Origin of the sequence: Cryobacterium sp. TMS1-20-1, from assembly GCF_004402355.1 — a bacterium.
Classification (GTDB): Bacteria; Actinomycetota; Actinomycetes; order Actinomycetales; family Microbacteriaceae; genus Cryobacterium; species Cryobacterium levicorallinum.
Window position 1 is genome coordinate 24945 of sequence record NZ_SOGF01000018.1, and the last position, 26903, is coordinate 51847.

General features: G+C 64.9%; 22 protein-coding genes. 11 read left to right on the plus strand and 11 right to left on the minus strand.

Annotated features, from left to right (window positions below):
• Positions 1-369: 369 nt before the first annotated feature.
• Both E3O45_RS02635 and E3O45_RS02640 read left to right on the plus strand, forming a co-directional pair.
• Entirely contained in the window at positions 370-5253 is a 4884-nt protein-coding gene (locus E3O45_RS02635; protein WP_241985204.1) for a DEAD/DEAH box helicase, read from the plus strand.
• 21 nt (positions 5254-5274) lie between these two features.
• The gene (locus E3O45_RS02640; protein ID WP_134441526.1) at positions 5275-5979 is read left to right on the plus strand and encodes a DNA/RNA non-specific endonuclease; all 705 of its coding nucleotides are present in this window, start codon (positions 5275-5277) and stop codon (positions 5977-5979) included.
• A 555-nt stretch (positions 5980-6534) separates the two neighbouring features.
• Here E3O45_RS02640 and E3O45_RS02645 read toward each other — a convergent pair.
• The 5 genes from E3O45_RS02645 to ychF form a co-directional block, all read right to left on the minus strand.
• Positions 6535-7353 (minus strand): hypothetical protein, encoded by an 819-nt coding sequence (locus E3O45_RS02645; protein ID WP_134441528.1) that lies wholly within the window; start codon positions 7351-7353, stop codon positions 6535-6537.
• Positions 7350-8549, minus strand: a complete 1200-nt coding sequence (locus tag E3O45_RS02650; RefSeq protein WP_134441529.1) for a hypothetical protein — start codon at positions 8547-8549, stop codon at positions 7350-7352. Before E3O45_RS02650 ends, E3O45_RS02645 begins: the two co-directional genes overlap by 4 nt.
• On the minus strand, positions 8542-9645 hold the full coding sequence (locus E3O45_RS02655; RefSeq protein ID WP_134441531.1) for a cytochrome P450: 1104 nt from the start codon (positions 9643-9645) through the stop codon (positions 8542-8544). Before E3O45_RS02655 ends, E3O45_RS02650 begins: the two co-directional genes overlap by 8 nt.
• 11 nt (positions 9646-9656) lie before the next feature.
• Entirely contained in the window at positions 9657-9812 is a 156-nt protein-coding gene (locus E3O45_RS17395) for a hypothetical protein (RefSeq protein WP_166789376.1), read from the minus strand.
• 402 nt (positions 9813-10214) lie between these two features.
• Positions 10215-11285, minus strand: a complete 1071-nt coding sequence (gene ychF / locus E3O45_RS02660) for a redox-regulated ATPase YchF (RefSeq protein WP_134441532.1) — start codon at positions 11283-11285, stop codon at positions 10215-10217.
• 76 nt (positions 11286-11361) lie between these two features.
• Between ychF and E3O45_RS02665 the strand changes: the two genes are divergently transcribed.
• Entirely contained in the window at positions 11362-11976 is a 615-nt protein-coding gene (locus E3O45_RS02665; RefSeq protein WP_134441535.1) for an exonuclease domain-containing protein, read from the plus strand.
• Positions 11977-12040: 64 nt separating this feature from the next.
• Positions 12041-13468 (plus strand): DNA recombination protein RmuC, encoded by a 1428-nt coding sequence (gene rmuC / locus E3O45_RS02670; protein WP_134441537.1) that lies wholly within the window; start codon positions 12041-12043, stop codon positions 13466-13468.
• A gap of 122 nt (positions 13469-13590) precedes the next feature.
• Here the strand turns inward: rmuC and glpX are convergent, their stop codons facing one another.
• The 5 genes from glpX to E3O45_RS02695 form a co-directional block, all read right to left on the minus strand.
• Positions 13591-14523, minus strand: coding sequence for a class II fructose-bisphosphatase (glpX, locus tag E3O45_RS02675; protein ID WP_092450458.1), 933 nt, complete (start codon positions 14521-14523; stop codon positions 13591-13593).
• A 195-nt stretch (positions 14524-14718) separates the two neighbouring features.
• Complete coding sequence (locus E3O45_RS02680) at positions 14719-16188, minus strand: GntP family transporter (RefSeq protein ID WP_134441538.1); 1470 nt, start codon at positions 16186-16188, stop codon at positions 14719-14721.
• A gap of 79 nt (positions 16189-16267) precedes the next feature.
• Positions 16268-17188 carry an NAD(P)-dependent oxidoreductase gene (locus E3O45_RS02685; protein ID WP_370450296.1) on the minus strand — a complete coding sequence of 307 codons (921 nt, stop codon included), beginning with the start codon at positions 17186-17188 and terminating at the stop codon, positions 16268-16270.
• On the minus strand, positions 17185-18630 hold the full coding sequence (locus E3O45_RS02690) for a four-carbon acid sugar kinase family protein (RefSeq protein ID WP_134441540.1): 1446 nt from the start codon (positions 18628-18630) through the stop codon (positions 17185-17187). The genes E3O45_RS02685 and E3O45_RS02690 overlap by 4 nt, the downstream gene beginning before the upstream one ends.
• Positions 18631-18725: 95 nt before the next feature.
• A complete protein-coding gene (locus tag E3O45_RS02695) occupies positions 18726-19436 on the minus strand; it encodes a FadR/GntR family transcriptional regulator (protein WP_134441542.1) in 711 nt (236 codons plus the stop codon).
• 170 nt (positions 19437-19606) lie between these two features.
• Between E3O45_RS02695 and fbaA the strand changes: the two genes are divergently transcribed.
• Together fbaA and E3O45_RS02705 are read left to right on the plus strand one after the other, a co-directional pair.
• Positions 19607-20632, plus strand: coding sequence for a class II fructose-bisphosphate aldolase (gene fbaA / locus E3O45_RS02700; RefSeq protein WP_134441544.1), 1026 nt, complete (start codon positions 19607-19609; stop codon positions 20630-20632).
• A 38-nt stretch (positions 20633-20670) separates the two neighbouring features.
• On the plus strand, positions 20671-21303 hold the full coding sequence (locus E3O45_RS02705; RefSeq protein WP_134441545.1) for a DUF6264 family protein: 633 nt from the start codon (positions 20671-20673) through the stop codon (positions 21301-21303).
• Positions 21304-21331: 28 nt separating this feature from the next.
• Here E3O45_RS02705 and E3O45_RS02710 read toward each other — a convergent pair whose 3' ends face one another.
• Complete coding sequence (locus E3O45_RS02710) at positions 21332-22372, minus strand: 4-hydroxy-3-methylbut-2-enyl diphosphate reductase (RefSeq protein ID WP_134441805.1); 1041 nt, start codon at positions 22370-22372, stop codon at positions 21332-21334.
• A 132-nt stretch (positions 22373-22504) separates the two neighbouring features.
• On the opposite strand from E3O45_RS02710, the gene xseA reads away from it, so the two are divergent.
• The 5 genes from xseA (at position 22505) to E3O45_RS02735 (ending at position 26755) form a co-directional block, all read left to right on the plus strand.
• Entirely contained in the window at positions 22505-23722 is a 1218-nt protein-coding gene (xseA, locus tag E3O45_RS02715; RefSeq protein WP_092450365.1) for an exodeoxyribonuclease VII large subunit, read from the plus strand.
• A gap of 5 nt (positions 23723-23727) precedes the next feature.
• Complete coding sequence (locus tag E3O45_RS02720; RefSeq protein WP_134441547.1) at positions 23728-23979, plus strand: exodeoxyribonuclease VII small subunit; 252 nt, start codon at positions 23728-23730, stop codon at positions 23977-23979.
• Complete coding sequence (locus tag E3O45_RS02725; protein WP_158251596.1) at positions 23976-24629, plus strand: DUF4245 domain-containing protein; 654 nt, start codon at positions 23976-23978, stop codon at positions 24627-24629. Before E3O45_RS02720 ends, E3O45_RS02725 begins: the two co-directional genes overlap by 4 nt.
• Positions 24626-25276 carry a carbonic anhydrase gene (locus E3O45_RS02730; protein ID WP_134441550.1) on the plus strand — a complete coding sequence of 217 codons (651 nt, stop codon included), beginning with the start codon at positions 24626-24628 and terminating at the stop codon, positions 25274-25276. Before E3O45_RS02725 ends, E3O45_RS02730 begins: the two co-directional genes overlap by 4 nt.
• 63 nt (positions 25277-25339) lie before the next feature.
• Positions 25340-26755: an aspartate ammonia-lyase gene (locus E3O45_RS02735; RefSeq protein WP_134441552.1), complete on the plus strand. Its 1416-nt coding sequence runs from the start codon at positions 25340-25342 to the stop codon at positions 26753-26755.
• Positions 26756-26903: the final 148 nt, after the last annotated feature.

Here is a 26903-nt window from a genome sequence, read left to right on the forward strand (position 1 = left end):
AAACTCGCCGACGAGGCCGGGCCCACTTCTCGGAAGGCTAAGAAGTCCGACCCTCGCCAGGAGCAGTTTGAGTACTCGGATATGCACTCGTCTCGTGTGACCGACCGCGGCCAGACCCGTTCAGATCGCTGCCCGGAATGCCGCCGCAGGCACCGCAACGAAATCACTGCTTTCCCGGTCGCCTACGTCGACGTGACGGCAATCGGTGAGGCCTCCACCTACGTCGTCGATCCTCGCCAGGGCCCTACCGGACCTCTCGGCGGCCTCGGCCCGCTGCCCCAGACACATTCGCGCCGCACGGAATCCGTCGACCTCCGGTCGTTCGCCCTCGGTATGACAGACGCAGACATCCTCCGACTGCTCGAAATAATGTCGACCCACCAGGTCGTTGTGCTCGAAGCCGGTACGGGCACCGGCAAGTCGACGCTCGCCCCATTCCGACTTATGAATCCCCCGCCCGGGGCCGCGTACCGACCTACGGACGTGGGACAGATCGTGGTATCTGAGCCCAGGATCATCGCAACGAAAAGTGTGGCCAAATTTGTCGGCGAAGCGATGTGCTTCGGGCACGACCTGCGTGAGTGCGCGCGCCATGTCGGCCCAGGCTACCCCGTCGGGTACCAGTGCGAAGGAATCAAAGTCTGGGACGACGCTTGCAGCCTCGTCTACGTCACCGACGGGACCATGATCAACTGGATCGTCAACGGCGACTTGGCGCGAATTGGGACAATAATCGTCGACGAAGCTCACGAGCGCAGCGAGAATATCGAGAACATACTGACGCTTCTGGCCGCCCAGCTCCCCCGATACCCACACTTGAAGGTGGTTATCGCCTCCGCGACGATCGACAAGAACTACTTCATCCGGTTCTTTCAGACCACCCCGACCGTCAAAGTGGGCCATGTCTTCGTGGAGGCCAGGAAAACCATTGGGTACGGCGTCCCGCTCTTTTCCGATCTCGACTTCAGCGAAGAGGTCCTCGAGAACGGTTTCGCCGCGCCCGACCCCGTCGGCGAGCCGCTCTTCCTGCTGCCCGGATGGCCGGACGCTCCGAATCCGGACGAGGGCTGGCGCAGCCTCCGCGACATCACGCGAAACATGATGCTGGGACTGCGTCTACCGGCCCCCGACTGGCCCCAACAAGTCGACCAAGCCGGCGCGGCGCAGACCGTCGCCATCCTAGACGCGACTACCTCAGGCGACGTACTGGTTTTCATGCCCAGCCAGAGGACGATCCTCAGCACCCGCGATCTAATTAACTCCGTTCTCGAAGACCGCGAGTGGGGGGACACGGTCGACGTGTACTGGTTGATGAAAGCCGCGCCTGATGACCAGAAAAAGGCGGCTCTGGCGCAGAGCCCGGCCGGGCGCCGCAAAGTGGTTGTCGCAAGCACCCTCGCCGAGACCTCGCTCACCATCGAGGGAATACGATTCGTGATCGACTCCGGACTCGTCGTCGACGAGCAATGGAATCCGGAACTGGCGCTAAAGCTTTATCCGACTCAACCCCACAGCCAGTCCGGCGTCCGACAGCGCTGGGGCAGGGTCGGCCGCACCTCGCACGGCTGGGTTTTCCCCCTCTACTCGTTAGCCCAGTTCTCGGGTTTCCCCCGCGACACCGCTGCGGGAACGACCAAGACTAACTTGGAAGGGACGATGCTCAAGCTCCTCGCTGCCGGAGAGGATCCCGACCTCCTGGCCTTCCCTGCCGACTTCGCAGCCGAAGGGCTCGTTCGCGACTCCTTCGCGTCAGAGGGCGCCGACAGGTTCCGCGCCGAACACCGCCGCGCGATGTCGGCGCTGCGGGGAAGCGGCGCGGTCACTCCCGACGGGCGGGCGTTAACCAGCCTGGGATTCGAACTCGCACGCTCGCGAGTGCCCGCCGAGCAAGCTGTCGCGCTGATATTCGCCGACCGGCTGGCGTGCCTGCCCGAGGTCGCCACAGCACTCGTCGTGCTGCAGTCCGGTCCACTCGTTACGCCATCGATCGGATCCCGCGACGACGGCCTCTTAGCATCAAACCCGCGATGGACGGACGATCGGAACGCGCACGCGCGCCGGTGCCACGAGGCCCTCGCGGACGGATGCGCCGATGACCTGGAACTGGTCGTGCGAATTTTCTCCAGCTGGGCTCGGTCCCCTGACCCCGGACGCTGGTGCCGTCAATGGTGGATCAACGAGAACGTCCTACGCTCTGCGACCAAAGCCGCCGGCGCGCTGATGAAATCGTTCGCCCCGGGTATGGACAAGGAGGCTACTCGGCCGCTCGAGCTCGCACTCGTCGTCCGAGCCCGCGCCGCGATCTCCCGAGCACTGCCGAACCTCCGTTTCGAGAGGGCGCCTACCGGACTGTGGCACTCAACTTCGAACCCTGACAGCCGACCGGTCGCCAGTCCCCCTCTGCACATTGTGGCGCCCGCCGACACCGTCATTTCGCTTTACCGCGAGCAGGCGTCGGCGTGGGGCTGGGAGGTGGGGGCAGGGACAATCCACGGGTTGGTCGCCGCCGTACCATGGGCGACGGATGGCGATCCCGACAGTTTCGAGCTTGTCCGGCGCGTGCGCGACCGCGCTCGTCAAGACGGGCCCCCGTCCGACCCGACGCGGTTGTTAAGGAAGCACTACCCAGTCGGCGCCAGACTGTCGATCACCCCCTCGTCGAACGGCGCACCCCCGGCCATCACGAAGACGTCGGATGGAATCGAGATGGTCGACGAGCTTCCGGAAGACGACGATATGACGGACGGCGCAACGGGCGATTCGCTTGTATTGGTCTATAAGACAGAGACTGCCGACGCCGCCGACACCGAAGCACTCGACCTTTACGAAATCACGGACAGCGATCCGTTCCCGGAATCCGACCCCGAGCCGGAAATCGCAAGATCCCGAAAGGTTGCCGGCAAAGCCGCGCGATCCACCGGGGACCTCGCCGAGGTCGCCAGCGCGGTGGCAGAGATTCCCGACGAGGAACAACGGCTGCTCCCTCTCCCTCTTCTTGAACTCGAACACGAGCAACTGGAACATTTCGCGTCAGCAGAGAACGCCACAGCCGACACAGCGTGGGGAACATTCGAGACTTTTGACGCCTCGCCCGCGATGACAGTCCGCGGACCCGAACCCGACTGGCAACAGCCGTGGCACGCCCTCGTCGCAGGGTACCTGCTCGACGACGGGCAGCCTCGCCTCCTGGTCGAGATGGTTCCCGCGCAACCGGACGACTGGCCCGACGTCGGCAGCGAGATATCGGTGGTCGCCGGCGAGCTCGCGACCACCCACTACGCACAGGGCCGGGTGTTCCGAGCAGCGGCAACCAGAGGGTCCATCCCGCCGATCTCCAAACAGTTCGCCTTCAACTCTCTCGTCGACGACAGGGTCGGCGCCGATCCCGAGGCGATCACAGAGGGCTCCATCTGGGACGCGCTCGTCCTCCCCGGACGCCGGGCTCGCGACCCGCTGCGACTGAGCCTCGCGCAGGCCGCAATCGCGCGCCTATCGAGCGGCCCTAAGGGCGCCGGCGCGCTTCAAGCGGTGATGTGCGAGATTCTCGCAGAGCGCTACCGCGATAGAAACGGGAACTGGTACGCCCTCGGCCACGTTATTCCTCGGAACGACGGAGGATTCGCCCCGCGCATACTGATCCCGGTCAAAAAGTTCGAAGAGGCATCCATCGCAGTCCTCCCGGGGACAAGAATGCAGCTGAACCTGCAATACGACATGTCGGCCCGGCGCTCCGGCAAATGGCCCGCCGGCATACTCGAAGCCATCGCCGAAAAAGGCTCGCGGAGGCTCCAGATGAAGAAGAAGGGCCAGCTGTGGCTCAGCGGGCCTGCCCCGCTCACCGAGATTGAACGGGACGAGCTCCTACAGCTCGACGGCGGCAACGCAAGAACCGACCGCAATACCTGGATGCTGTGGGAGACCAGCAGGCGCATCGCCGTACGTTCAACTGAAATGATCGCCGAGGCCGACATCCCCATCCAGTCGGCAACCCTCCTCCGCGGGCAAGTCGGGAAGAAGGTGAAGCGGGACCAAAACGTCTCCGTGGCCGTAACCCGAGCAGGAAAACTCGTCGTCAGCGGAACAGCAGAAAACGTCAACGCGGCCCTCGCCTCGATACGGTTGGAACTCGCCGCCCCGACATTCGCCGTGCAACTCCCCTCCCGACGCGGTCGGTACCCGGCCGAAAAGGAAGTGACGAATAGCCTCGACGCGTTCGACCCGGCCACGCGATCCGAATTCAGATACAACGAGAAAAGGGGGCGGCTGGCCATTCCCCGGAACTTCGGCCAGCGCGAGGCCTTGATACAGCACCTGGTTGGTCCATTCACCACATGGGCGCACACGATGACATTCACCGACACGCGTGGCTTCCTGGCCTTTCAGAAAAAGACGACGTGGGATTCCGTCGCCGACGGGCTCACCGGCGTCTCCAGAAAATCGGAGATCGCGGGATCGGTTTGGGCAATCGAGGCACCGGCCCCGGCGACCTTCGACACACTCGTGGCGCGCACGCAAGCTGCTTTGCCCCGCGTGGAACTGGCCGCCCATTCCGAATCATCGGTACCCATCCTGATCGAGCAGCCAGCCCAACAATCGGGCATCCAGCTGACTTATTTGACACCCCCGGCCCACGCGGGCGAACCGGACGCTGCAGGCGTGCCAAAGCCCTCCCCGATCAATACCGAACGCCGTTATCTGAAGTCGACCGCGAACGGGTCCGTATTCCAGATCACTGTGTCCGAGGACGGATCGGAGCTGCGCGAGCACAGCGTCTTCGACCCGGGCAGCTGGCCAGGTGCCATTGATGCCTCGGGCACCCAGACTGCATGGCAGATCGGCGCCTACCGAATGACCGGCCCCGCTGACACGCGGACCGTGTTCTTGGGGAAGGAGTCGGGCCCGGACGGGGACAACGACGTCGCGGTCGTGTCGCTCGCATTTCTCGGCAAATCGCCCCGTGCGTTGAAAGCGGTCGATGGGGTCGGCGCGATGATCATCGGCCGCTCTCTCGACGGGACCTTCAACGAAATCGGGCTCCTCGACCTGGCGCAGGGATCCCCGCAGTGGCGATCGGCAGCCGCCTACGTAGTCGACGACCGCGTCGTCCTTACCGTCGACGGCTATGTTGCGGACCTCCGGGCAACCGATGATGAACACGAATTCGCTGGCTACGAGGCAACCTCCGCGGGAGATTTCAAAAAATGCTGGATATGGATGAACCAAGCGATGGCCGAACATCTGGGCATTGGCTGAGCCGCGCGGAGAGGACCCGAGATGGCATGCATTAAACCGCCCGCACGGGTGACCGCCCGAGTTCCGTCGACCGGCCCGACGCTAGTCGCGCGACCCGCGCTCACTCCAAACCAAATCAAAGATTTCGAATTGCGGGCGAGTCTCCCACAGGAGCTTCCCGCGGGCCTCAAGGTCACGAATCGAATTGATCTCACTCTCGACGAAGTCAACCCGACAACGCTCAAGCCCGAGACTGCCTATGTCTATGAGAAAAGCGTTTATGTTACGGACGAGCACGGCCATACAGCCTACGTACACGGCGAATTGCGGCTCGTCGAAAACAGTCATTCGCTGCGTAGCAAAAAGGGAATGCAGACGAAGGCCAGCGCGGCGGCTGGAGGCGCGACGAACGGCTATCACGGTGGCCATCTGATAGGGCTAGACCTGGGGGGGCACCCGACTGGACCCAATTTGTTCGCCCAGCAGCAACACTTCAACCAAGCTTTGTTCAGGGTGTTTGAGAGAGAGGCCAAAGCAGCATTGAAAAACGGGGTCAAGGTCGAATTAGAGGTTCGCATCTTCGACGAATCACCGGGCGACGCAGTCCCAGATGGCTTGATTTTGAACTACACCATCGGCGAGGTGGCGATGCCCGAAATCGTCCTGATGAATATTGCAGAACAGCTCGGAAATAACCCCGCAGAAGACACCCGCCGGCCGTCCATCATGACGCCCGGACCGGAGTAATAGGAAAGACCGACTTGAGGCAATTTCCTTTCCTCAGCTGACACGCTGCCCCGAGTCCGAGTCCGAGTCCGAGTCAGGTGTCAGTGCCGGTCGAACCCGACGGACTGCGCAAACCGACACATCGCAAGTCGGTACTGGATGCTAATCGTTTTTGGCCAATGTACTGGTGGAAGACGACACGCTGGCAGCACCGCGACGGAATGGCGGTTTACACCTCGGGTTTCGACTTGTATGGGGTGGAGCCGGACACTGAGTCATCCGCCTGCCGTCGGGTTTCGGCAGCCATTCGGGATGCATGGACTTCGGTGCTGTATGTGTCAAACCATGATCGCCGAATGCCGGCCGCAACTTCACGGCATGACCGATATGACGGCGCAATCGCTGCAACCTTTTTCCGAGGATCCGCCTAAATTCGATATTGTCCCCCAAGACTGCGCGCATACCCCGCAGCAAGGTGTGCCTCCTCGGGCGTACCGGCAGCCGACCCAACGGGAGGGCGACGTCCGATTCCGGAATCAGCGCCCCGCGCAGCGGGCGTCGCTGGGGCAAGGACGTTTACTCCGGGCGTCCTCCGAGTTTGACCCGGACGAGTCGCCGCTCGTAGTCCTGATCGATCTTCGGGCCGCGGTGGAGGTTTGCCATGTTGCCGAACATCACGAGCTCGCCGGGCCGCACGGTCGCCTCGACGGCGGGGAGTCCGTCGAGGGTCCCCTCCAGTACGGCGATCGCGCGGAGCATGTCCGGGGCGAGCTCCGGCCGCAGGTCGTGGATGACGGATCCGACCCACCGCGGCACGTCAACGGCCAGGATGGGGGCGGAGAACTGTGGCAGGTGGGGGAAGTTCCTGCGCCAAGGTATCGCCTGGGTGCGCAGCACGTGGAGCGCAGCGGGGTCCAGGGCGAGCCTTTGTTCGATGGAGGCGATCGGCAGTAGACCGGTGGCGGGCGGTTCCATGCCGGCGGCGATGTGGACCTGGCCGAGCAGCGTTAGGACGTTCGGCTGGCGCCACGGCGTGCTGTCAGTGTGCCATGCCTGGTCGTGCCTGTGGCCCAGGCCAGACCGCACGATCGTGAACGCGCCGCCGAGGTCCTCGTGCACCCGGTCGCCTGATAGTCCCATCCACGAGGCGAACATGGCCACGGCGTGCACGGCGCCGTGGCCCTCGGGGTAGCTGAAGCGCTGGTGCCCGCCGCGCGCGTCGCGGACGGCCGCAACCAAGCGAGCTCCGGAGGGCGACGGCGTGTGGGCGATGGCATTGATGGCGTCGGCGGCGGGATGCCGCAGCGATGTGCGGAGAGACTGCTCGTTCCCGGCGAGGGGGGCGAGATCGAACCACTCGTCGGGCAGAGGAATCAATTCTCGGGCCTGCGTCATGCGGTTTGCTCCCCTGGGAAGTGGCGGCGCAATACCGCGGCGACGCGATCGAGGCGTTCCGGGGTTGCGTCACTGGTGACGAACACGTCAAGTTCGCGGTAATGGCGGAGTTCCCCGAAATGGCCCGCGAAAGCGCGGCTGGCGCCGTCGAGGAAGCTGGTCCCGAAACTGGGGTATACCGAATCGAGAGAATGTCCCAGGTAGAACGCCAAGGATCGCTGGCGGGTGGTGTGCGCGTCGCGTTCGCGGTAGTTTTCCATGCTGAAACTGGGGTGGCAGGCGTCGAGGAGCAGTTTCGGCGCTTTCCACACCGGCATGACGATGCGCTGTTCGCCGATCTGGCGGACGGGGTACGACAGCGGCGCCCGGCCGTTCATGATCATGAACAGCAGTTCCGCGAGGAGGTCTTCCCGGTTGTACCCGAAGGCGAGGTCAGTGAATCCGCTCTGCCGGCCGATCGCCCGAGCGGCCTTGAGGATGAGGAAGGTCCCGAAGAAGTGCAGTGCCTCGGTTCCGAACGCGTCACTAAAGTCCGAATACAATTGGTCGAGCGAGGTGGTCATACCCAGCAGGAGCGCAGTATCCACTTCGGAGTACACCCGGTGGTCGATGCCGAGGTCCTGGCACAGCACGGTCGCACGGTCCGCGGCAGCTCGGGTCATGACGTCGGCGAACACGAGGGTGAACGCGGTGAGGTGCTCCGGCGGCAGGGCGGCGCTGAGACCATACGCCAACGCATTGCTGTCTCCCCCGCCGGAGACCCCGAACACGCACCCGCGCTCGGCGACGGCGTACTCCTCGACGAATTCTCCCACCTCGCCCGAAACGAGGGCTTTGGCGGCGGTTTCGTCGAGTACCGTCCCGTGCCGCACTGCCCGCCCTCCTGGCTCGGTCGCGATCGCCTGGAATCCCACCCCGTACCCGGCCGGGAGCGCCGGACCCGGCGCCCAGGGCAGGATCGTGTCGAATAGGGTGTTTCGGAGGGCACGGACCAGCACGACGTCGACATCGGCGGGAACCTCGTCCAGCCGCGTCCACCCGGGGATGACCGACATTCGTTCGCCCCGGAGGAAGTACGTCTGCACCATAGTTCGCGGGATACCGTTTTGCGCAAGCACCTCGTCGACCGTCGCCGCAGTGGAGGGAAGGTGCCTCGTCCCGAGCACGTGCTCGAGTTCGATCTTCAGTTCAGCCATCGGCCTTCTCGTCGCGGTCGTCGGTAGGGATAAGTGCGGAGCTTCTGCAGTCGAGGAGGCCGATCTCGGCTTGCTGGTCGGGGCCGCCACCGAAACGCCCCATCGCGACGGCTACCTGTGAGCGCGCGTACGAGTCGGCCGGGCATCGCCGGGGGCCACTACCGAATGGCATATATCCCGGATGGGGGCGCTGTTCAGCGAATCGCTCCGGGTCGAACACCCCTGCATCAGGCCAGTTTTCGTCCGAACGGTGGATCAGCCAGGGGCTGACCACGGCGAGGTCGCCCCGCTGTCCCCACGGTTCGGATCCGGTTAGCGCGCGCACGATGAGCCAGCTTGCGGGGAAGAGCCTCAACAGCTCGTCGACCTCCCCGGTGGAGGGGCGGGACGACATGCCGAGCGCCACCGCGCTCGTGACTACCGCGGCGGTCGATTCCCAACCCGCGGCGGCGAGCACGACGAGTTCGCCGACGATGTCCCTGTCGCGCCAGCCCGCGTCGCGCAGGTGGTCGAGGAACGGTGAGCGGCCTGTGGAAAGGAGACTGGACAGTGCCAAAACCAGCAGGTCCCGGTGCGGCGATTCCTCGGCTGGCTCTCCTGCTTGGGCCCGCTTTGCGGCGTCCATGACATCGTCGATCCCGCGGGTGAGGGTGTGTGTGTCGAACCCGCCCGCCGAAGCACCCGCAAGGTGCCCGATCATCCACGCTGTGAAGTATGCGCTGCGTTCGCGACGCGGCGGCAAGGCGGTGGGGGCAGCCGAAGGACTGCCCCCACCGAGAGAATTGGTCATGCCGTCGATGTCCGCGCCCGCCAGGCTCAGGGCGGCGACAACGTCCCGGCGGCGGCGGCGAAATATCTCCCCGTCGTGCGACGGGTAGCCGCCGACTGCCGAGCGCGAGATTTCCCCGCGGCCCTTCGGCGGAGAGTTCCGCAGGAGTTCACGCGCCGTCGCCGCATGCAGAACGAGCCACCCGCTTCGCTCCCTGAAAGCTACCTGTACTAGTTCCGCACCCGATGCTGCCGCCTCGAGGAGAAGCGGGAACAACTCGCGGCGCTCGGCGATACTCAGTCCCGGCAGCGGGACGGGACCAGTCATCGAGGAATCGGCTACATTTGCGCGGTGAGGGCCGAAGCGCACAAAACGAACTCGACGCCGTCCGGCGTCATCGTGTTGAGCCCGCCGGCCGGGAGAGTTCCGAAGATCAGCTGCCTCGACAGATCGAGGTCGGCGGAGACGTGGGTCAGGAGTTCTACAGTAGGCATGAGCATCCTCGTTTCAGACTGTGATTGAGTATCATACAGAGAGTCGGCCTTTGGACGCTAGGGATCCTCGCCTCTTCCGGCACGTCGAAATCGCCGTAACGCGTGGGCAGAAAACTGTCGGAGCGAATTTCAGCGAAATTTTGGCCGAAGACAGGGTATAAACCCGAAGATTCCGGCTAGTTCGGCGGGAGAGAGCTCGAGGCGTCGCGCGCAGCCGGTCACGCGATGAGCTCCGCGCCGTCCGGTTTACAGACTTGGCCGGTACGCGAGCATCGAGACATACAACCCAGAACGAAGCCGCGGCAGCCTGACCCGGAACACACAAGAAAGCCCAAAGCCAGAACACCGGCTTGGGGCTTTTCCTTGCATTGATCCGCAGAAACCCGCGGGTCCGCCAGATGTTTAGGAGTGACGGAACTCCACTACGTCGCCGTCTTGCATGACGTATTCCTTGCCCTCGATCCGCGCCTTGCCCTTCGAGCGGGCCTCGGTGATCGAGCCGGCGGCCATGAGGTCTTCGAAGGAGAAGATCTCCGCCTTGATGAAGCCCTTCTGGAAGTCGGTGTGGATGACTCCGGCGGCCTGCGGTGCGGTCCAGCCCTTGTGAATGGTCCAGGCGCGGCACTCTTTCGGACCGGCCGTGAGGTAGGTCTGCAGGCCGAGGGTGTCGAAACCGATGCGGGCAAGCTGGTCGAGACCGCTCTCGGCCTGACCGGTCGACGCGAGCATCTCGGCGGCGTCTTCGGCGTCGAGCTCGCTCAGTTCGCTCTCGAGCTTGGCATCAAGGAACACGGCGTTCGCCGGTGCGACGAGGGCGGCGAGGGTGTCGAGCTTGGACTGGTCCTGCAGCACGGCCTCGTCGACGTTGAAGACATAGATGAACGGCTTCGCGGTGAGCAGGCCGAGTTCGCGGATCGGCTCGATGTCGAGCGTGGCCGAGGACAGCGGCTGGCCACCGTCGAGGATGGCCTGCGCCTTGAGCGCGGTCTCCAAAACGAGCGGCGCCATCTTGCGGCCCTTGACCTCTTTCTCGAAGCGCAGCACGGCCTTCTCGAGGGTCTGCAGGTCGGCGAGGATCAGCTCGGTGTTGATGGTTTCCATGTCACCGGCCGGGTTGACCTTCCCGTCGACGTGCACGACGTCGGGGTCGGCGAATCCGCGGATAACCTGGGCGATGGCATCCGCTTCGCGAATGTTGGCGAGGAACTTGTTGCCGAGTCCCTCTCCTTCGCTCGCACCACGCACGATGCCGGCGATGTCGACGAAGGACACGGGCGCCGGAAGCAGGGTCTTGCTGCCGTAGATGGTTGCCAGGTCGGCCAGGCGCGAATCGGGAAGGTTCACGATTCCAACGTTGGGCTCGATCGTGGCGAACGGGTAGTTCGCGGCGAGCACGTTGTTCTTGGTCAGGGCGTTGAACAGGGTTGACTTGCCCACATTGGGGAGTCCGACGATTGCAATAGTAAGAGCCACGAGAGACCATTCTACCGGCCAGGTCACCGCGGCCCTTGTCGGAGGCTCATGTCGGTGGCCCGTGAGACCATAAGGCGTGCTGAATTTCACCGCGATCGATTTCGAAACCGCCAACTCCTCGGGCGCCTCGGCGTGCTCGGTGGGCATGGTGAAAGTGCGTGACGGCCTGGTCGTCGATTCGGCCTACTGGCTCATCCAGCCGCCGCCCGACCACGACGCTTTCTCCGAGTGGAACACCCGCATTCACGGCATTGTTGCAGCGGATGTCGTGGGCGCGGCTACCTGGGCCGAGCAGCTTCCGCAGCTGGTCACCTTCGTCGGTGACGACTATCTCGTTGCCCACAACGCCGGTTTCGACCTCGGAGTGATCAAGACGGCGTCGATCGTGACCGGCCAGCCGGTGCCGGACTTTCGCTACGTCTGCAGCCTGCAGGTCGCTCGCCGCACCTATCACTTGGAGTCGTATCGCCTGCCGGTCGCAGCCATGGCGGCTGGCTTCGAAGACTTCTCGCACCACAATGCGCTCGCAGACGCTGAAGCCTGCGCTGCCATCATGATCCACGCCGCAAAGCGTCACGAGGTCGATACGCTCGAGCAGCTTGCCCATATCACCCGGGTCAAGGTCGGCGTGATCGGGCCGGTGGCTACCCAGGAACACGCGTCGATGCACGGGCCAATGGCGCTCAACTAGCGTGCATTTAGCCTGATCCGAGTGTCATTCCGGCAATGTCGGTGGTCGCTGGCAAACTTCAAGCATGGAACCACTGCTGAGTTTGACCATCGGTCTCGTCATCGGCGCCGCGTTGGGCGCCCTGCTGACCCTGGTGTTGGTGCAACGTCGCCGCAGCAAGGGCGAGACTGAAGGCTCGGTCGACCCCGACGTTCTCCAGGCCCGCCACCAGGTCGCCCTCGCCGAGGCGCGAGCCAGCGAGGCGACCGTGCGCGCGGCGCTGCAGAGCGAGCTGTCTGCCGCCCTCGCGACCGTTGACGGGCTCAGTTCGCAGATCGACCACGACCGGGCGTCGACGCGTGAGGCTGCGGAACGGGCGCGGTCTGACCAGCAGTTGCAGTCCGAGCGGGAAAAACGCGAGCACCTCGTGCTCGAAGCCCTCAGCCCGGTGCGCGAGACCCTACGCACCATGCAGGAGAAGGTCACCGAGCTCGAAACGCAACGCACCGAACAATACGGATCACTGTCGGAGCAGCTCAAGCAGGCGCAGATCTCCGACCAGCAGCTGCGGGTGACCACCGAATCGCTCGCGAGTGCCCTGCGCTCCAACAGCACCCGCGGTGTCTGGGGCGAGACGCAGCTGCGACGCGTGGTCGAAGCGGCCGGACTAGCCCAGTATGTCGATTTCAACACGCAGACCAATATCACGACGGATGCCGGGCTCGGCCGACCGGACATGGTCGTTCGCCTGCCCGGGAACAAGTCGATCGCCATCGATGCCAAGGTTCCGCTTGAGCATTACATCGAGGCGAGCACCATTCCGTTCACGGCCACCGGTGAGGAGGGCGCCCGCCGTAAGCTGCTGATCGACAAGCACGTAAAGGCCGTACGGGCCCACATCGACGCTCTGGCCAAGAAGACCTACTGGGAAGGTTTCGATGCCAGCCCGGAGTTCGTGATTGCCTTCATCCCGAGCGAATCCCTGCTGTCGGCAGCACTCGAAGCCGATCCGTCAATCCTCGACTACTCGTTCAGCAAACGAGTCGCCTTGGCGTCACCGGTGAACCTGTGGGCCGTGCTCAAGACCGTGGCGTTCACCTGGCAGCAGCAAGCGGTCACCGACGAGGCCCAGAAACTGTTCGACCTCGGCAATGCCCTCTATCAGCGGCTCGGTGCGCTGTCCGGCCACGCGGACTCACTGCGCAAGGCGCTCGAACGCACGGTGGACAGCTACAACAAGTTCGCCAACTCACTCGAATCCCGGGTGCTCGTGACCGCGCGGCAGTTTCCGGGGATCGACCAGACCAAGATCGGGCTGCTCACCGAACCAGCCATCATTCATGATTCACCGCGCAAACTAACCGCGCCCGAGTTGGAGACGCCGGCCGAAGAACTCGACACGCTGGATCTTCCCGTTGACCTGGACGGTGCCGAACTGAACGAGGCTCAGCACAGCGCCATCAAAGCTCGCCTGCAAGAATTAGACGATCCAGAATTAGACGATCAAAAATAAGACGCTTTGCGAATCCGACCTGTGCGGGTAATTACCTGCAGACGGCACAAAAAGAAGCACGCCCCAAGCCTGAATGAACAGACCCGAGACGTGCAATTGTGTGAAGACCTAGTGCGAAGCGACTACAGCCACTTCGCCGCGAGGTGCTCCGCGATGACGCGACGAGCCGTGCCCGAACGGGACCGCAGCACGATGCTCTCGGTGCGGATCATCGGGCCCTTGCGACGCACGCCGTCGACGAGTCCGCCATCGGTCACACCGGTCGCCACGAAGAACGTGTTGTCGCCGCTGACCATGTCGTCGATCTCAAGCAGCTTGTCGATGTCGAGTCCGGCCGCGACGCCACGGGCGCGTTCGGCGTCGTCCTTCGGGGCGAGGCGCCCCTGCATGTAGCCGTCGAGGGCCTTGAGAGCGCAGGCCGTCGTGATGCCTTCCGGGCTTCCGCCGATACCGACGCACATGTCAATGCGAGTCTCGTAGCGAGCAGCATTGATGCCGCCGGCCACATCGCCGTCGAGCATGAGGCGCGTGCCGGCACCGGCCGTGCGGATGGCATCAATCAGGCCAGCATGGCGCGGACGGTCGAGCACGGCCACCGTCAGTTCACCGACCGGCTTCTTCAGTGCCTGGGCAAGGTCGCGAAGGTTGTCGCCGATGGACTGGTCGAGGCTGACCACGCCACGACCGGCGCCACCGGTAACGATTTTGTCCATGTAGAAGATCGACGAAGCGTCGAGCATGGTGCCGCGGTCAGACACGGCGATGACGGAGACGGCGTTCTGACGGCCGGCGGCGGTGAGGCTCGTTCCGTCGATAGGGTCCACGGCGATGTCGCAGGCGGGGCCACGGCCGTTGCCGACGTGCTCACCGTTGAAGAGCATGGGGGCTTCGTCTTTTTCGCCCTCGCCGATGACAATGAGGCCATCGAAGTTGACGGTGCCGAGGAAGGCGCGCATGGCGTCGACGGCGGCCTTATCAGCGGCGTTCTTGTCGCCGCGGCCGATGAACGGCACGGCGCGGATGGCTGCGGCCTCGGTGGCGCGCACAAGCTCCATGGCGAGGTTACGATCGGGGTGTTGAAACAGGGTGGCGGTCTCAGTGCTGTTCAAAAGGTCCTCCCGGACGTAAGTTCGACTTCGATTACGACGGATGCGCGGCGGGTCGCGCGGAGTGTCCGCCCGAGTCACCTTATCGCGACCGGCGTACGGAGGCTGTCACGGCCTTCGCACGCCGGTGGAGGGAACTGCGGTTCAGGCCCCCGCAGCGCCAACGAGGATCCACAACACTCCCACGATCAGGAAGCCGGCAACACCAAGGACGGTCGTGAGCACGGTCCACGTTCGCAATCCGTCAGCGACGCTCAATCCGAGATATCGCGTCACCACCCAGAACCCGGAGTCGTTGACGTGCGACAGCCCGAGGGCACCGAAGGCGATAGCGAGTGTGATGAGTGCCACCTGGATCGGAGAGTACTCCGCGGACGCCACCGTTTCCGCTACCAATCCGGCGGTCGTGAGGATGGCGACGGTCGCCGACCCCTGCGATACCCGCAAGACCAGCGATATCACAAAGGCGAGCACAAGCACCGGAAGACCGGTTTCGGCGAGAGTGTCCGACAGCGCCGTGCCGACGCCGCTTTCGGTGAGCACTCGGGCAAATGCGCCACCGGCACCGGTGACCAGGATGACGATAGCGGCGGGCGGCAGGGCGGCTTCGAGAACGTCCCCGGTGTGCGACAGTGACCAGCCGCGGCGCACGGTCAGCAGGTAGAACGCGAGAGCAAGTGCGACCAGCAGCGCGAACACGGGATTGCCGATGAACGCGAACAGCGGGCGCAGCCCGGCATCGGCGGGCAGAAGGGTCGAGGCGACCGTGCCGGACATGATCAGCACGAGCGGAACCAGAATGAGCGTGAGGATCGTTCCGGCCGTGGGCGGCGCTTCGGTCTTGGTCAACGTGCCGACTCCGCCCGATCGGCCGATCGCGCCGGTCGGGGTCGATCCCGTGGAATCGCTCGAATCAGAGGCACCGAACGACGCGAACTGCTTTGCAGTAGCGGGCAGCATGATGAAATCGCGACGGTTGAGCCATTTTGCCACATAGTGGGCGAGCAGGCCGAGGGGCAAGGCGATAGCAAGACCGAGCATGGTAACCCAGCCGAGGTCGGTGCCGAGGAGTGCGGATCCACCCACGATTCCGGGGTGCGGCGGTACGGCCACGTGAACGGTGAGCATGATGGCCGCGACAGGAAGCCCGAACTTGACCGGGTCGAGACCGGCGATCTTGGAGAAACCATAAATGATCGGCACCAAAATAATGAATCCGACGTCGAAAAAGACGGGAATCGCCAGCACGAGGGCAGCCGCAGTGAGTGCCGCGGCGACGCGCTTCGGCCCAAGCAGGGTCGTGAACCGGCCGGCTAGGCTCGCCGCTCCCCCGGACACCTCGATCAGACGTCCGAGCATGGCGCCGAGAGCGACCAGGATGGCGACCGTGCCCAGGGTTCCGCCCATACCGGCGACAATCGTCGGAATGATACCCAGGCGCTCCGGGGCATCGGCGGTCGCCGGGATGGTTGCAAGCGGGATGCCAGCGGCGAGCGCCACGAGAATGCTGACGAGCAGAAGCGCGACGAACGCCTGCACCTTGAATTTGATAATGAGAACGAGCAGCAGGGCTATGCCTGCCCCTGCGATACCCAAGAGTACGGCGGTTTCCATCGGGGTCTCCTTTGACGAACGAGGTGAGAGTGAATTACGAAGTGAACGCGAGTAATCGTGCGAATTTAGGGCGCGAGAACTACACCGAACTGCGCGGAGCGATAACGCGAATTACCGCCGAGTCATCGTGCGCAGCGAGACCGCTGGCCTGCCCCAGCAGGTATACCTGCTCCGCCGCGGCGGCGACGGGAGTGGCCAAGCCGAAGCTACGTGCTGCGGCGGTGACGATGCCCATGTCCTTGACGAAAATGTCTAGACGACTGAGGACCTCGGCTCCGTCTTCCGTGTACGCGTCGAGCATGCGCGGTCCTCGGTTGGAGAGCATGAACGAACCTGCAGCACCCGCTGACAGCGTCGCGAGGGTGCTTTCCACGTCGAGCCCGAGCGATTCTGCGAGGGCAAGCGCCTCGGCGGCGACAGCGATGTGCACACCGCAGAGCAGTTGGTTGACCGTTTTGAACGCCTGTCCATCGCCGGCCTTGTCTCCGATGATGCTGAGGGTGGAGGCGAGCAGATCGAGCACCGGGCTGGCCTTCGCGCGCGCGCTCGGCTCGGCGCCGACCACGATGAGAAGGTCGCCCTGACCGGCACGCATCGGGCCGCCGCTGAGCGGCGCGTCGACGAGCTGCACGCCGGTCTCGGCGAGCCGGGCCGCGACCGAGACGACATCATCGATACCGACCGTACTGGTCATGATGACCACGGCACCCGGTGTGAGTACGTCGGCGATGCCGGCGTCACCGAACAGGACCTCACGCAATTGCTGGCCGTTGCGCACCGCGAGCAGCACGGCGTTGACACCCTGAGCAGCGCTCCTGGCAGAATCAAACGGGGTGATGCCGGCATCCGCTGCCAGGGCAAGGCGGGCCGGAGCGATATCGAAACCGTGCACGGTCAGCGCAGTGGCCAGTCGGGTAGCCATCGGCAGCCCCATGGCCCCGAGGCCGAGCACGGCGACCCGGTAGTCCGTGGGGATGGTAGCGGGGGTGACAGCTGTCATTGGTGAACTCCAGTCAATTCTTCGGTACGAGTGGTGGTGGTGCTCAAAGTCGCGACCACGTGGGCGAGCGAGTCGTCGTCGCCGACGTTGCCCGCAAAAACGATGTAGGGAATACCGGCGGCCGGGCCGTCCATGGGTTCCCAGAGCGAGACGATGCCGGGCAGCATCGGCCCGCGCACGATCGCATGACGAATGCCGAGCCCCTCGCTGGCCACGTCGCTCGAGGTGATCCCGCCCTTGGCAATCACGAACCGCGGTGCACGCAGCGCGAGCGTGCCCTGCACGATGGCGACGACCGCAGCCGATACCCGGCGAGAGATCTCGAGACTCGCCGCCGGGTCATCCATTTTCACGAGCAGGCGGCTGGTGTGCACGATGACGTCGCCGGTGCTGAGCCGGTCGGCGACGCGAGCGACGACGGTATCGAGGTAGGCGACCGGGTCCGCAGCATCGATCACGGTGGCAACATCGATTTCGATCGTTGTCGCGGTCGGGCGAGCAGCGACCAGTGCCGCGAGCTGCCGGGTGGTGACGCCGACGTGAGAGCCAACCACGACCAGCCCGCCACCCGGTGCGGGATCACCGCGGTGGAAGACCTCAGCCGCGATGAGGGGTGCGCGGCATTCCTGGCCGATGCGAGCCCGCACAAACGGCGGGCCGACCCGGTAGAGGAGCTTCTTGCCGGCACGTTCGGCCAGATCCAGGCCGAGGGCGAGCATTCGGAGATCGTCTTCGGTGACAGCGTCAGCGCAGATCGGCGTCGCGTGGGTAGCGGGCGCGATAGCCGCCGCACCGGAACGAATGATGCCGAGGTCGAGCACAATGACATCGGCGGCCCGAATCCGGCCCCCGGTCTTCTCCTCGACGTAGCCGGGCAAGTCGGAGTGCACGAAGCCGAAGGTGGAGTCGCGGGCGAACTCGGTCTCGGCGACCGGGGTAAGCCCGGTCGCCAGGCGCATGTAGTGCACGCCGCCAATGGTCACCCGATTGGCGTCGGGGAAGGCAGGAACCATGACGACGCCATCAACGGCGATACCCGTCGTAGCAAGGAGTTCTTCGGCGATGACATCGGTTTCAAGCGGAAAGTGGCCGCGCAGCGTGGAATCGCTGCGACTGACAAACCCGATGCTCCGGTCGGTCCGGGCCGCAGCTGCCACAGCATTCTGCACGACCTCACGATTGCGGGCGGCCGCAGCCTCGGCATCGAGACTGCGGGTATTGGTGAGCACGTAGATCGCTGCGGCACCCTGGTCAAAAGCCCATTCAAAGTCGCTTGCCGCCCAACGGGTCAGCACCGGGAGGTCAGAGACTGACTGCGTTCCGGTGGGATCGTCATCGAGGACAACGAGGATGCGCTCGGTCTCGGCCACGCGCGCCGCGACTTCAGCGGCCGGCACTCGCACGGCGACCGGATAGGCAGCGAGAATTTCGCGTTCGTCCATGTTTTCGTTACTCCCTTGTAAATCACTGCCAGATGTCAGCTGTCTGACAGCTTACAGATTGCAGAGCGGAAGTCAAGATCCACACGACGCCGTCGTTAGGCCCTGCGGGAGTCCAGCACGTAGTACCGCAGGTCGGCGAGCGTCTGATCCATGTGACTGTCCATCGCCTTGCGGCTTGCTTCCGGGTCGCCTGCCCGGAGTGCGGTGAGCACGCCCTGGTGTTGCACGATGGCGTGCGCCTGAATCTCAACCACGCTGGACGTTTCGGTGCGCCGTTCGGCCATCACCCGGGTAAGCGGCTCGAACAACACCCCCAGAATGACGTTGCCGGACGCATGCAGGATGACATCGTGAAAGGCGAGATCCGCCCGAACGAACAAATCGACATCGCCGCGTTCGTGCGCGTCCCGCATGAGTTCGAGTTCGGTCGCGAGGGATTGCAGGTCGTGTTCGGTGCGCCGGCTCGCGGCGAGCGCCGCCGCGCCGGTCTCGAACATGCGCCGCACCTCGACGAGCTGTACGGCCACGTCGACGTCGCTCGTCCCCACCGCGGCCACGCGCAACACGGCGTCCAGGGAGGTCCATCGGGCCACGGGGTTGACGAAACTCCCGGTTCCGGAGACGACTCGCACAACGCCCATAGCCTGCAGCGTTTTCATGGCCTCGCGCACGGTCATGCGGCTCACGTCATGGGTGTCACCGATCTCCGCCTCGCTGGGAAGCCCGGCGTCGATGGCGAGGGAGCCGCGAATGATCTGGTCGAGAACATCGTCGGCGACAACGCTGACGAGGGATTTGCGTGCCACGGGATCTCCATCAGATAGCTGCTGTCCGACATCCGGATGTGTTCCATTGTGCCCGGTTCCGGCCGAGTCGTGTGCCGAAGGGCTCCTCCCCGCAGTAGAACCATGGAGTTGACGTTAGGCGGGCGTGGCTAGACTCGATTCACACCCCCGCACACTTTCGAGGAGACGCAATGCCCATCGCAACCCCGGACCAGTACGCCGAAATGCTCGACAAAGCGAAGACGGGCGGGTTCGCTTACCCGGCATTCAACGTGTCTTCGTCGCAGAGCATCAACGCCGTACTTCAGGGCCTCACCGAGGCCGGATCTGACGGCATCATCCAGGTCACCACGGGAGGCGCCGACTACTTCGCCGGCCACACCGTGAAGAACCGGGCCTCCGGCGCACTCGCCTTCGCCCGCTTCGCGCACGCGGTCGCGGACAACTACCCGATCACCGTCGCGCTGCACACCGATCACTGCCCCGAAGGCGCACTCGGCGACTTCGTTATCCCGCTCATCGAAGCCTCGGAGTCAGCGGTCGCCGATGGCGGCCACCCCATCTTCCAGTCGCACATGTGGGACGGTTCGGCCATCGCGCTCGACAAGAACCTCGACATCGCGACCGACGTTCTCAAGCGCACCCGCGCGATCAACGCCATTCTCGAGGTTGAGATCGGCGCCGTCGGCGGCGAAGAAGACGGCGTTCAGGCCGACGTCAACGAGAACCTGTACACGACGCTCGACGACGCGATCAAAATGGTCGAGGCTCTCGGCCTGGGCGAGCAGGGCCGCTATATGGCTGCGCTGACATTCGGCAACGTGCACGGCGTCTACAAGCCCGGCAACGTCAAGCTGCGCCCGGAATTGCTCAAGGAGATCCAGACCGGCCTCTCGGCCAAATTCGGGCTCGCTGCTCTGCCGCTCGACCTGGTCTTTCACGGCGGCTCGGGCTCAACGGATGCCGAAATCGCCGAAGCGGTCGCCAACGGCGTCGTCAAGATGAACATCGACACCGACACCCAGTACGCCTTCACCCGCTCGATCGCCGACTACATGCTCAAGAACTATGACAGCGTGATCAAGGTCGACGGCGAGGTCGGCAACAAGAAGGTTTACGACCCGCGCGCCTGGGGCAAGGTGGCCGAGTCGGCCATGGCCGCTCGCGTCGTCGATGCCACCCGCCAGCTCGGCTCCGCCGGGCACTCAAACAGTTAGAGCACTGACAGCAGTTAGATCATGACAGCGGTTAAACCATGACAGAGAATCCGGACTCCATTCCCCCCGCGAAAGAACCTCGTCCCCGCCCCCAGTACGGCGAACTCGCCCCTGAGGGCTGGACCTGGCAACCTCCGCAGGACCAGGACCGGGTTGACGCTCCCGCCCCCACCGTTGGGGCGGGAGCAGGCGTGCACCCGACCGCGCAGCCGCCCGCCGTTCCGGCACCCCCGTTCCAGACGGGGCAGCCGTTCCAGACGGGGCAGCCGTTCCAGACGGGGCAGCCGCACCAGCCCTCCTCGCGCACCGTGCCCCGCTGGGACCGGCCGCTCACTATCGGGCTATTGACCGTCGGTCTTTTGGCCACCCTGTATGGCGCGTTTTCGCTCGGCGCACTCCCCGATGCCATGCAGCTCATCTACACGCAGCAGGGCCTGGGCACCTACACTTCCGGTGCCAGCATTGGCCCGTTGACCTCGGTCGGGGCCATTGCGGTGGTGTTTATCTGGCTCGCCGCTGCCGCGGTGTCGGTGCGTCTGCTGCTGCGGCGCCGCCGTGCGTTCTACGTGTCGCTGATCGCCGGCGCAGTGTCGACCGTGACGATGTTCGCCTTCATGCTCGCCGCCATGCTGAATGACCCGACCCTGATCGAGTTCCTCAGCCGCCAGTAGCTTTCAGCGGCTGAACCGCCCCGGCCGTCTACTCGGCGGGGGCGGAGCGACCACCGAAGGCACGGGCATCCGTTTCGCCGGAGACGTTGGTGCGCAGCTCCTTGGGAAGCGAGAAGACCAGGTCTTCTTCGGCGGTCTTGACCTGCTGAACGTCGGCATAGCCGGCATCAGCGAGGGCCTCGAGCAGCTCTTCGACCAGTTCTTCGGGAACGGATGCCCCGCTCGTCACCCCCACGGTCGTCGCGTTGTCGAGCCACTCCTGTTTGACCTCGCTCGCGAAGTCCACGCGGTAGGCGGCCTTCGCGCCGTATTCCAGCGCCACCTCGACGAGGCGCACGGAGTTGGACGAATTCGCTGAGCCGACCACAATCACCAGGTCGGAGTCGCGGGCGACCTTCTTGATGGCGACCTGACGGTTCTGAGTGGCGTAGCAAATGTCGTCGCTCGGCGGATCCTGCAGGTTCGGAAATCGTGCCCGCAGCCGGCGCACAGTTTCCATGGTCTCGTCGACGCTCAGCGTGGTCTGCGACAGCCAGACCACCTTGTCGGGATCGCGCACGACGACCGTGTCGGCGGCATCCGGGCTGCCGACGAACGTTGTGTGCTCCGGCGCCTCACCGGCGGTGCCCTCGACCTCTTCATGGCCTTCGTGACCGATCAGCAGAATCTGAAAGTCGTCACGGGCGAAGCGCACAGCTTCGCGGTGCACCTTGGTCACGAGCGGGCAGGTGGCGTCGATGGCCTGCAGGCCGCGCTCGGCGGCGGCGTTGACGACGGCCGGAGAGACGCCGTGCGCGCTGAACACGATGTGCGCGCCGCGTGGAACCTCGTCGACCTCGTCCACAAAGATGGCACCGAGATTTTCGAGTTCGGAGACCACGTGAATGTTGTGCACGATCTGCTTGCGCACGTACACCGGCGCGCCGTAGTGCGTAAGCGCCTTCTCGACGGCGATGACCGCACGGTCGACTCCGGCGCAGTAGCCGCGGGGGGCGGCGAGCAGCACCCGCTTGTGTCCGACCACCGGGGTATCCTTGAGCCTGTTGCGGGCGCTTGGAATGCGTGGCATGCCCAAGCCGATAACGGGCGGAGTGCTCTTCGTTTGCGCTGTATTCACCGCCTCAGTCTACGCACGCACGACCGAAGAACTCTGGGAGGACCAGCCTGTGCCCCACGCCAGCGCAACGCCAAGGACAGCCGCATGACGGATGCCCCCGCCACAGTCGAAACGCCGTGGCCGGTCGCCCTGCTCTCGGGCAAGATTCGCGGCTACATCGAGCGCCTCGGCATGGTCTGGGTCGAGGGGGAGATCACCCAGTGGGGTGCCAGCGGCGGCAACGTCTACGGCAAGCTCAAAGACCTCACCGAAGACGCCACCGTGAGTTTCACAATATGGTCCTCGGTGCGGGCCAAACTGACCGCTGACTTCAAGGCCGGCGACCGCGTCGTCGCACTGGTCAAACCCAACTTCTGGGTCAAGGGCGGCACGCTCACCATGCAGGCCTTCGAAATGCGTCACGTCGGGCTCGGCGACCTGCTGGAACGGCTCGAACGGCTGCGCAAGCAGCTCGCGAGCGAGGGGCTGTTCGATGCCTCCCACAAGAAGCGTCTGCCGTTTCTGCCGCACTGCATCGGCCTCGTGACCGGCAAGGACTCCGACGCCGAGAAGGACGTCATTCGCAACGCGCAATTGCGCTGGCCGGCCGTGAACTTTCGGGTCGCGCACGCCGCAGTGCAGGGAGACCGTGCCGTCGGCGAGGTCACGAGCGCCATCCAACGCCTCGACGCCGACCCGGAGGTCGATGTCATCATCGTCGCCCGCGGCGGCGGTGACTTTCAAAACCTGCTCACCTTCAGCGACGAGAGTCTCGTGCGCGCCGCCGCCGCCTGCGTGACGCCGCTGGTCAGCGCGATCGGGCATGAGGCCGACCGGCCGCTGCTCGACGAGGTGGCGGACCTGCGGGCGTCCACACCAACGGATGCCGCCAAGCGCGTCGTTCCCGACGTCAGCGACGAACTGAACCGGGTACAGCAGGCCCGGGCACGCCTCAGCAGCCGGCTCACCGGCATCCTCTCGTCGGAGATCGACCGAATCTCTCAGCTGCGCAGCCGCCCGGCGCTCGTCGACCCGCGCTGGATCATCGATTCCCGCAGCGAAGACCTCACCCGCTACGTCGCCCGCGGCGCTGAGTTGACGGGGCGCGTTCTGGAGCGCGCCGGCAGCGTCGTCGTCGACCTGCGCTCACAGCTGCGCGCGCTCTCGCCGCAGGGCACCCTGGATCGCGGCTATGCGATCGCCCAGCTGCCGGGCGGCCACGTGCTGCGCCGAGCCGAGGATGCCCCCGAGGGCACCGCGCTGCTGCTCACCCTGGCTAATGGCACCGTGCCCGTCACCACAAACGCCGCCGCGCCGAAATAATTAGAATGGATGCCATGACCTCGCCTACCCCCACCATCAGTGAACTCAGCTACGAACAGGCCCGCGACGAGCTCATTCGCGTCGTCAACGAACTCGAACAGGGGTCGAGCACCCTGGAGCAGTCGCTCGCGCTGTGGGAACGCGGCGAAGCTCTGGCCCGTCGCTGCGAGGAATGGCTGATCGGTGCCAAAGCCCGCCTCGACGCGGCCCGCCTGGCCGCCACCACACCTTCCGAAGACGCCACACCCACCAGATGAGCCGCGCCCCCAAGCCGCCGCGCGTCGTCGCCGAGCTCGGCCGACCGGAGACTCCGCAGGAGACCGCCGATCGCCTTGCCGAGAATTCGCGCAAGTACCGGTCGCACAAGACCGTGAACAACCTCGTGCTGTCGCTGCTGGTGACGGTGGGAGCCGTGCTCGTGCTCGTGTTGCTGGTGCCGCGCAACGATAATCCGATCACCCGCGACGCCGACTATCCAAGCATCGCCGCCCAGCTGGCTCCGGTCGTCGACCACACCCTGGCCAGCCCGGAGCTGCCAGACGGCTGGAGCGCCAACGACGCCGAGTGGCGGGCCGGAGCGAACGACCAGGTTCCGTCCTGGTATATCGGCCTGATCACGCCCGAAAACCAGTTCATCGGCTTCAACCAGGCCTTCGACGCCAACCCCACCTGGCTGGCCCAGAAGCTGCCCGGCTCCCCCGTCGTCGACACGGTCAGTATCTCTGGCGTCACCTGGGACGTCTATCGCAACAGCGCGCCGGCCGCTGACCGGGGAAATTTCGACTACGCGCTCGTGACAACAGCCGGCCCGAGCACCTATCTGCTGATCGGAACGGCGCCCACCGACGACTTCGAGACCCTCGCCACCGCGCTGGCCGCCAACATCGCACAAAATGGGGCGGAATGAACCGGTCATCGACGGCCGTCCCTTCTCCGGCGCAGGCCTGGAACGAACTATGCGAGGGCAATGCGCGTTTTGTTGCCGGCACCCCCCGGCACCGCGAGGACGTTGACCGGCGGGCCGAACTCGTCGGAGCGCAGACACCGCACGCTGCACTGTTTGGCTGCAGCGACTCCCGGCTCGCCGCCGAGATCATCTTCGACCAGGGGCTCGGCGACCTCTTCGTCGTGCGCAACGCCGGCCAGGTCATCTCGTCGTCCGTGCTCGGTTCGCTGGAATACGCGGTCGCCGTGCTGCGCGTTCCGCTCATTCTCGTGCTCGGCCACGACGAGTGCGGAGCGGTACGTGCTGCGATCGATTCTCAGACAGCGGATGCCCCGGCTTTGCCCGTGCATATCGCGAGCATTATCGAGAAGATCGTGCCGGCCGTGCGTCGGGTCAGCGGGCAGGCGGCATCCACTCAGCTGGACCCGGCCCGGGTCGACGCCGGCCAGGTCGGCCGGGAACACCTCAAGGACACGGTCACCGAACTGCTCGAACAGTCCGAGGTGATCAGCGCGGCCATCGCAGCCGGTACATTGGCTATCGTCGGTGCGAACTACGTTCTTTTCGAAGGGCACGCCGACCCCAACATCGTGGTGGGCGATATTTAGCTCACCGGCGCACCCGTTGCGCACAGCACGACTCTCATACAGCACCGAAAGGGAACGCACACAGTGGTGGACACCTCCGCACAAACCGGCTACCGGATCGAACACGACACGATGGGTGAGGTCCGCGTTCCGACGGACGCTCTCTACGGTGCCCAAACCCAGCGCGCGGTCGAGAATTTTCCGATCTCCGGCTCCACACTTGAGTCCGCGCAGATCGCGGCTCTCGCCCGCATCAAGAAGTCGGCGGCTCTCGCCAACGCTCAGCTCGGCGTGCTCGATGCGGACATCGCTGACGCGATCGCCTCGGCCGCTGACGAGGTCATCACCGGGCAGTTCGACTCCGAGTTTCCGATCGATGTATATCAGACCGGCAGCGGCACCTCCTCGAATATGAACATGAACGAGGTCATCGCGACCTTGGCGACCCGCGCGCTCGGCCGTTCGGTGCACCCGAATGACCACGTCAACGCGAGCCAGTCCTCCAACGACGTGTTTCCGACCTCGGTGCACATCGCCGTCACGAGCGCCCTGATCGACGAGCTCATCCCCTCGCTCGACCACCTCGCCGTCTCCTTCGAGGCCAAGGCCGAACTGTGGAAAGAGGCCGTCAAGGCCGGCCGCACCCACCTGATGGATGCCACGCCGGTCACCCTCGGCCAGGAATTCGGCGGCTACGCCCGCCAGATGCGCCTCGGCATCGAGCGCATCCGCACCGCCCTGCCCCGCATCGCCGAGGTTCCGCTCGGCGGCACCGCGGTCGGCACCGGCATCAACACGCCCTATGGCTTTCCGCAGCTGGTCATCGAGTTGCTGGTGCAGGAAACCGAACTGCCGATCACCGAGGCACGCGACCACTTCGAAGCCCAGGCCAACCGCGACGGCCTCGTCGACGCATCCGGGGCATTGCGCACCATCGCCGTTTCGCTTACCAAGATCTGCAACGACCTGCGCTGGATGGGCTCCGGCCCGAACACGGGTTTCGGCGAGATCAACATCCCCGATCTGCAGCCCGGCTCGTCAATCATGCCCGGCAAGGTCAACCCGGTTATCCCCGAGGCCGTGCTCATGGTCTGCTCACGCGTCATCGGCAACGATGCCACGATCGCCTGGTCCGGTGCGTCGGGCTCGTTCGAGCTCAACGTCGGAATCCCGGTGATGGGAACCGCCCTGCTGGAGTCGATCCGCCTGCTCACCAACGCCACCCGGGTACTCGCCGACAAGACCGTCGACGGTCTCGAAGCCAACCTTGAGCACGCCCGCGCCCTGGCCGAGAAGTCGCCGTCGATCGTAACGCCGCTCAACCGCGTCATCGGCTACGAAGCCGCAGCCAAGGTGGCCAAGAAGGCTGTCGCCGAGGGCCTCACCGTGCGTGAGTCTGTCATCGCGCTCGGCCACGTCGAACGCGGCGACCTCACGCTCGCCGAGCTCGACACCGCGCTCGACGTGCTGAGCATGACGCGCCCCCCGCAAAAGAAGTAACCGCACGACCGACAGCGAGTGTTGCCGATGCGCCTCAGGCGTTATCGGCAACACTCGCTGTCGTTAACCGCTCACGCCGCGGGCATCGCGACTCATTTTCTTCACCGCCACCAATAGACCGATCGTCGCTGTCGTCCCGATACGGGAA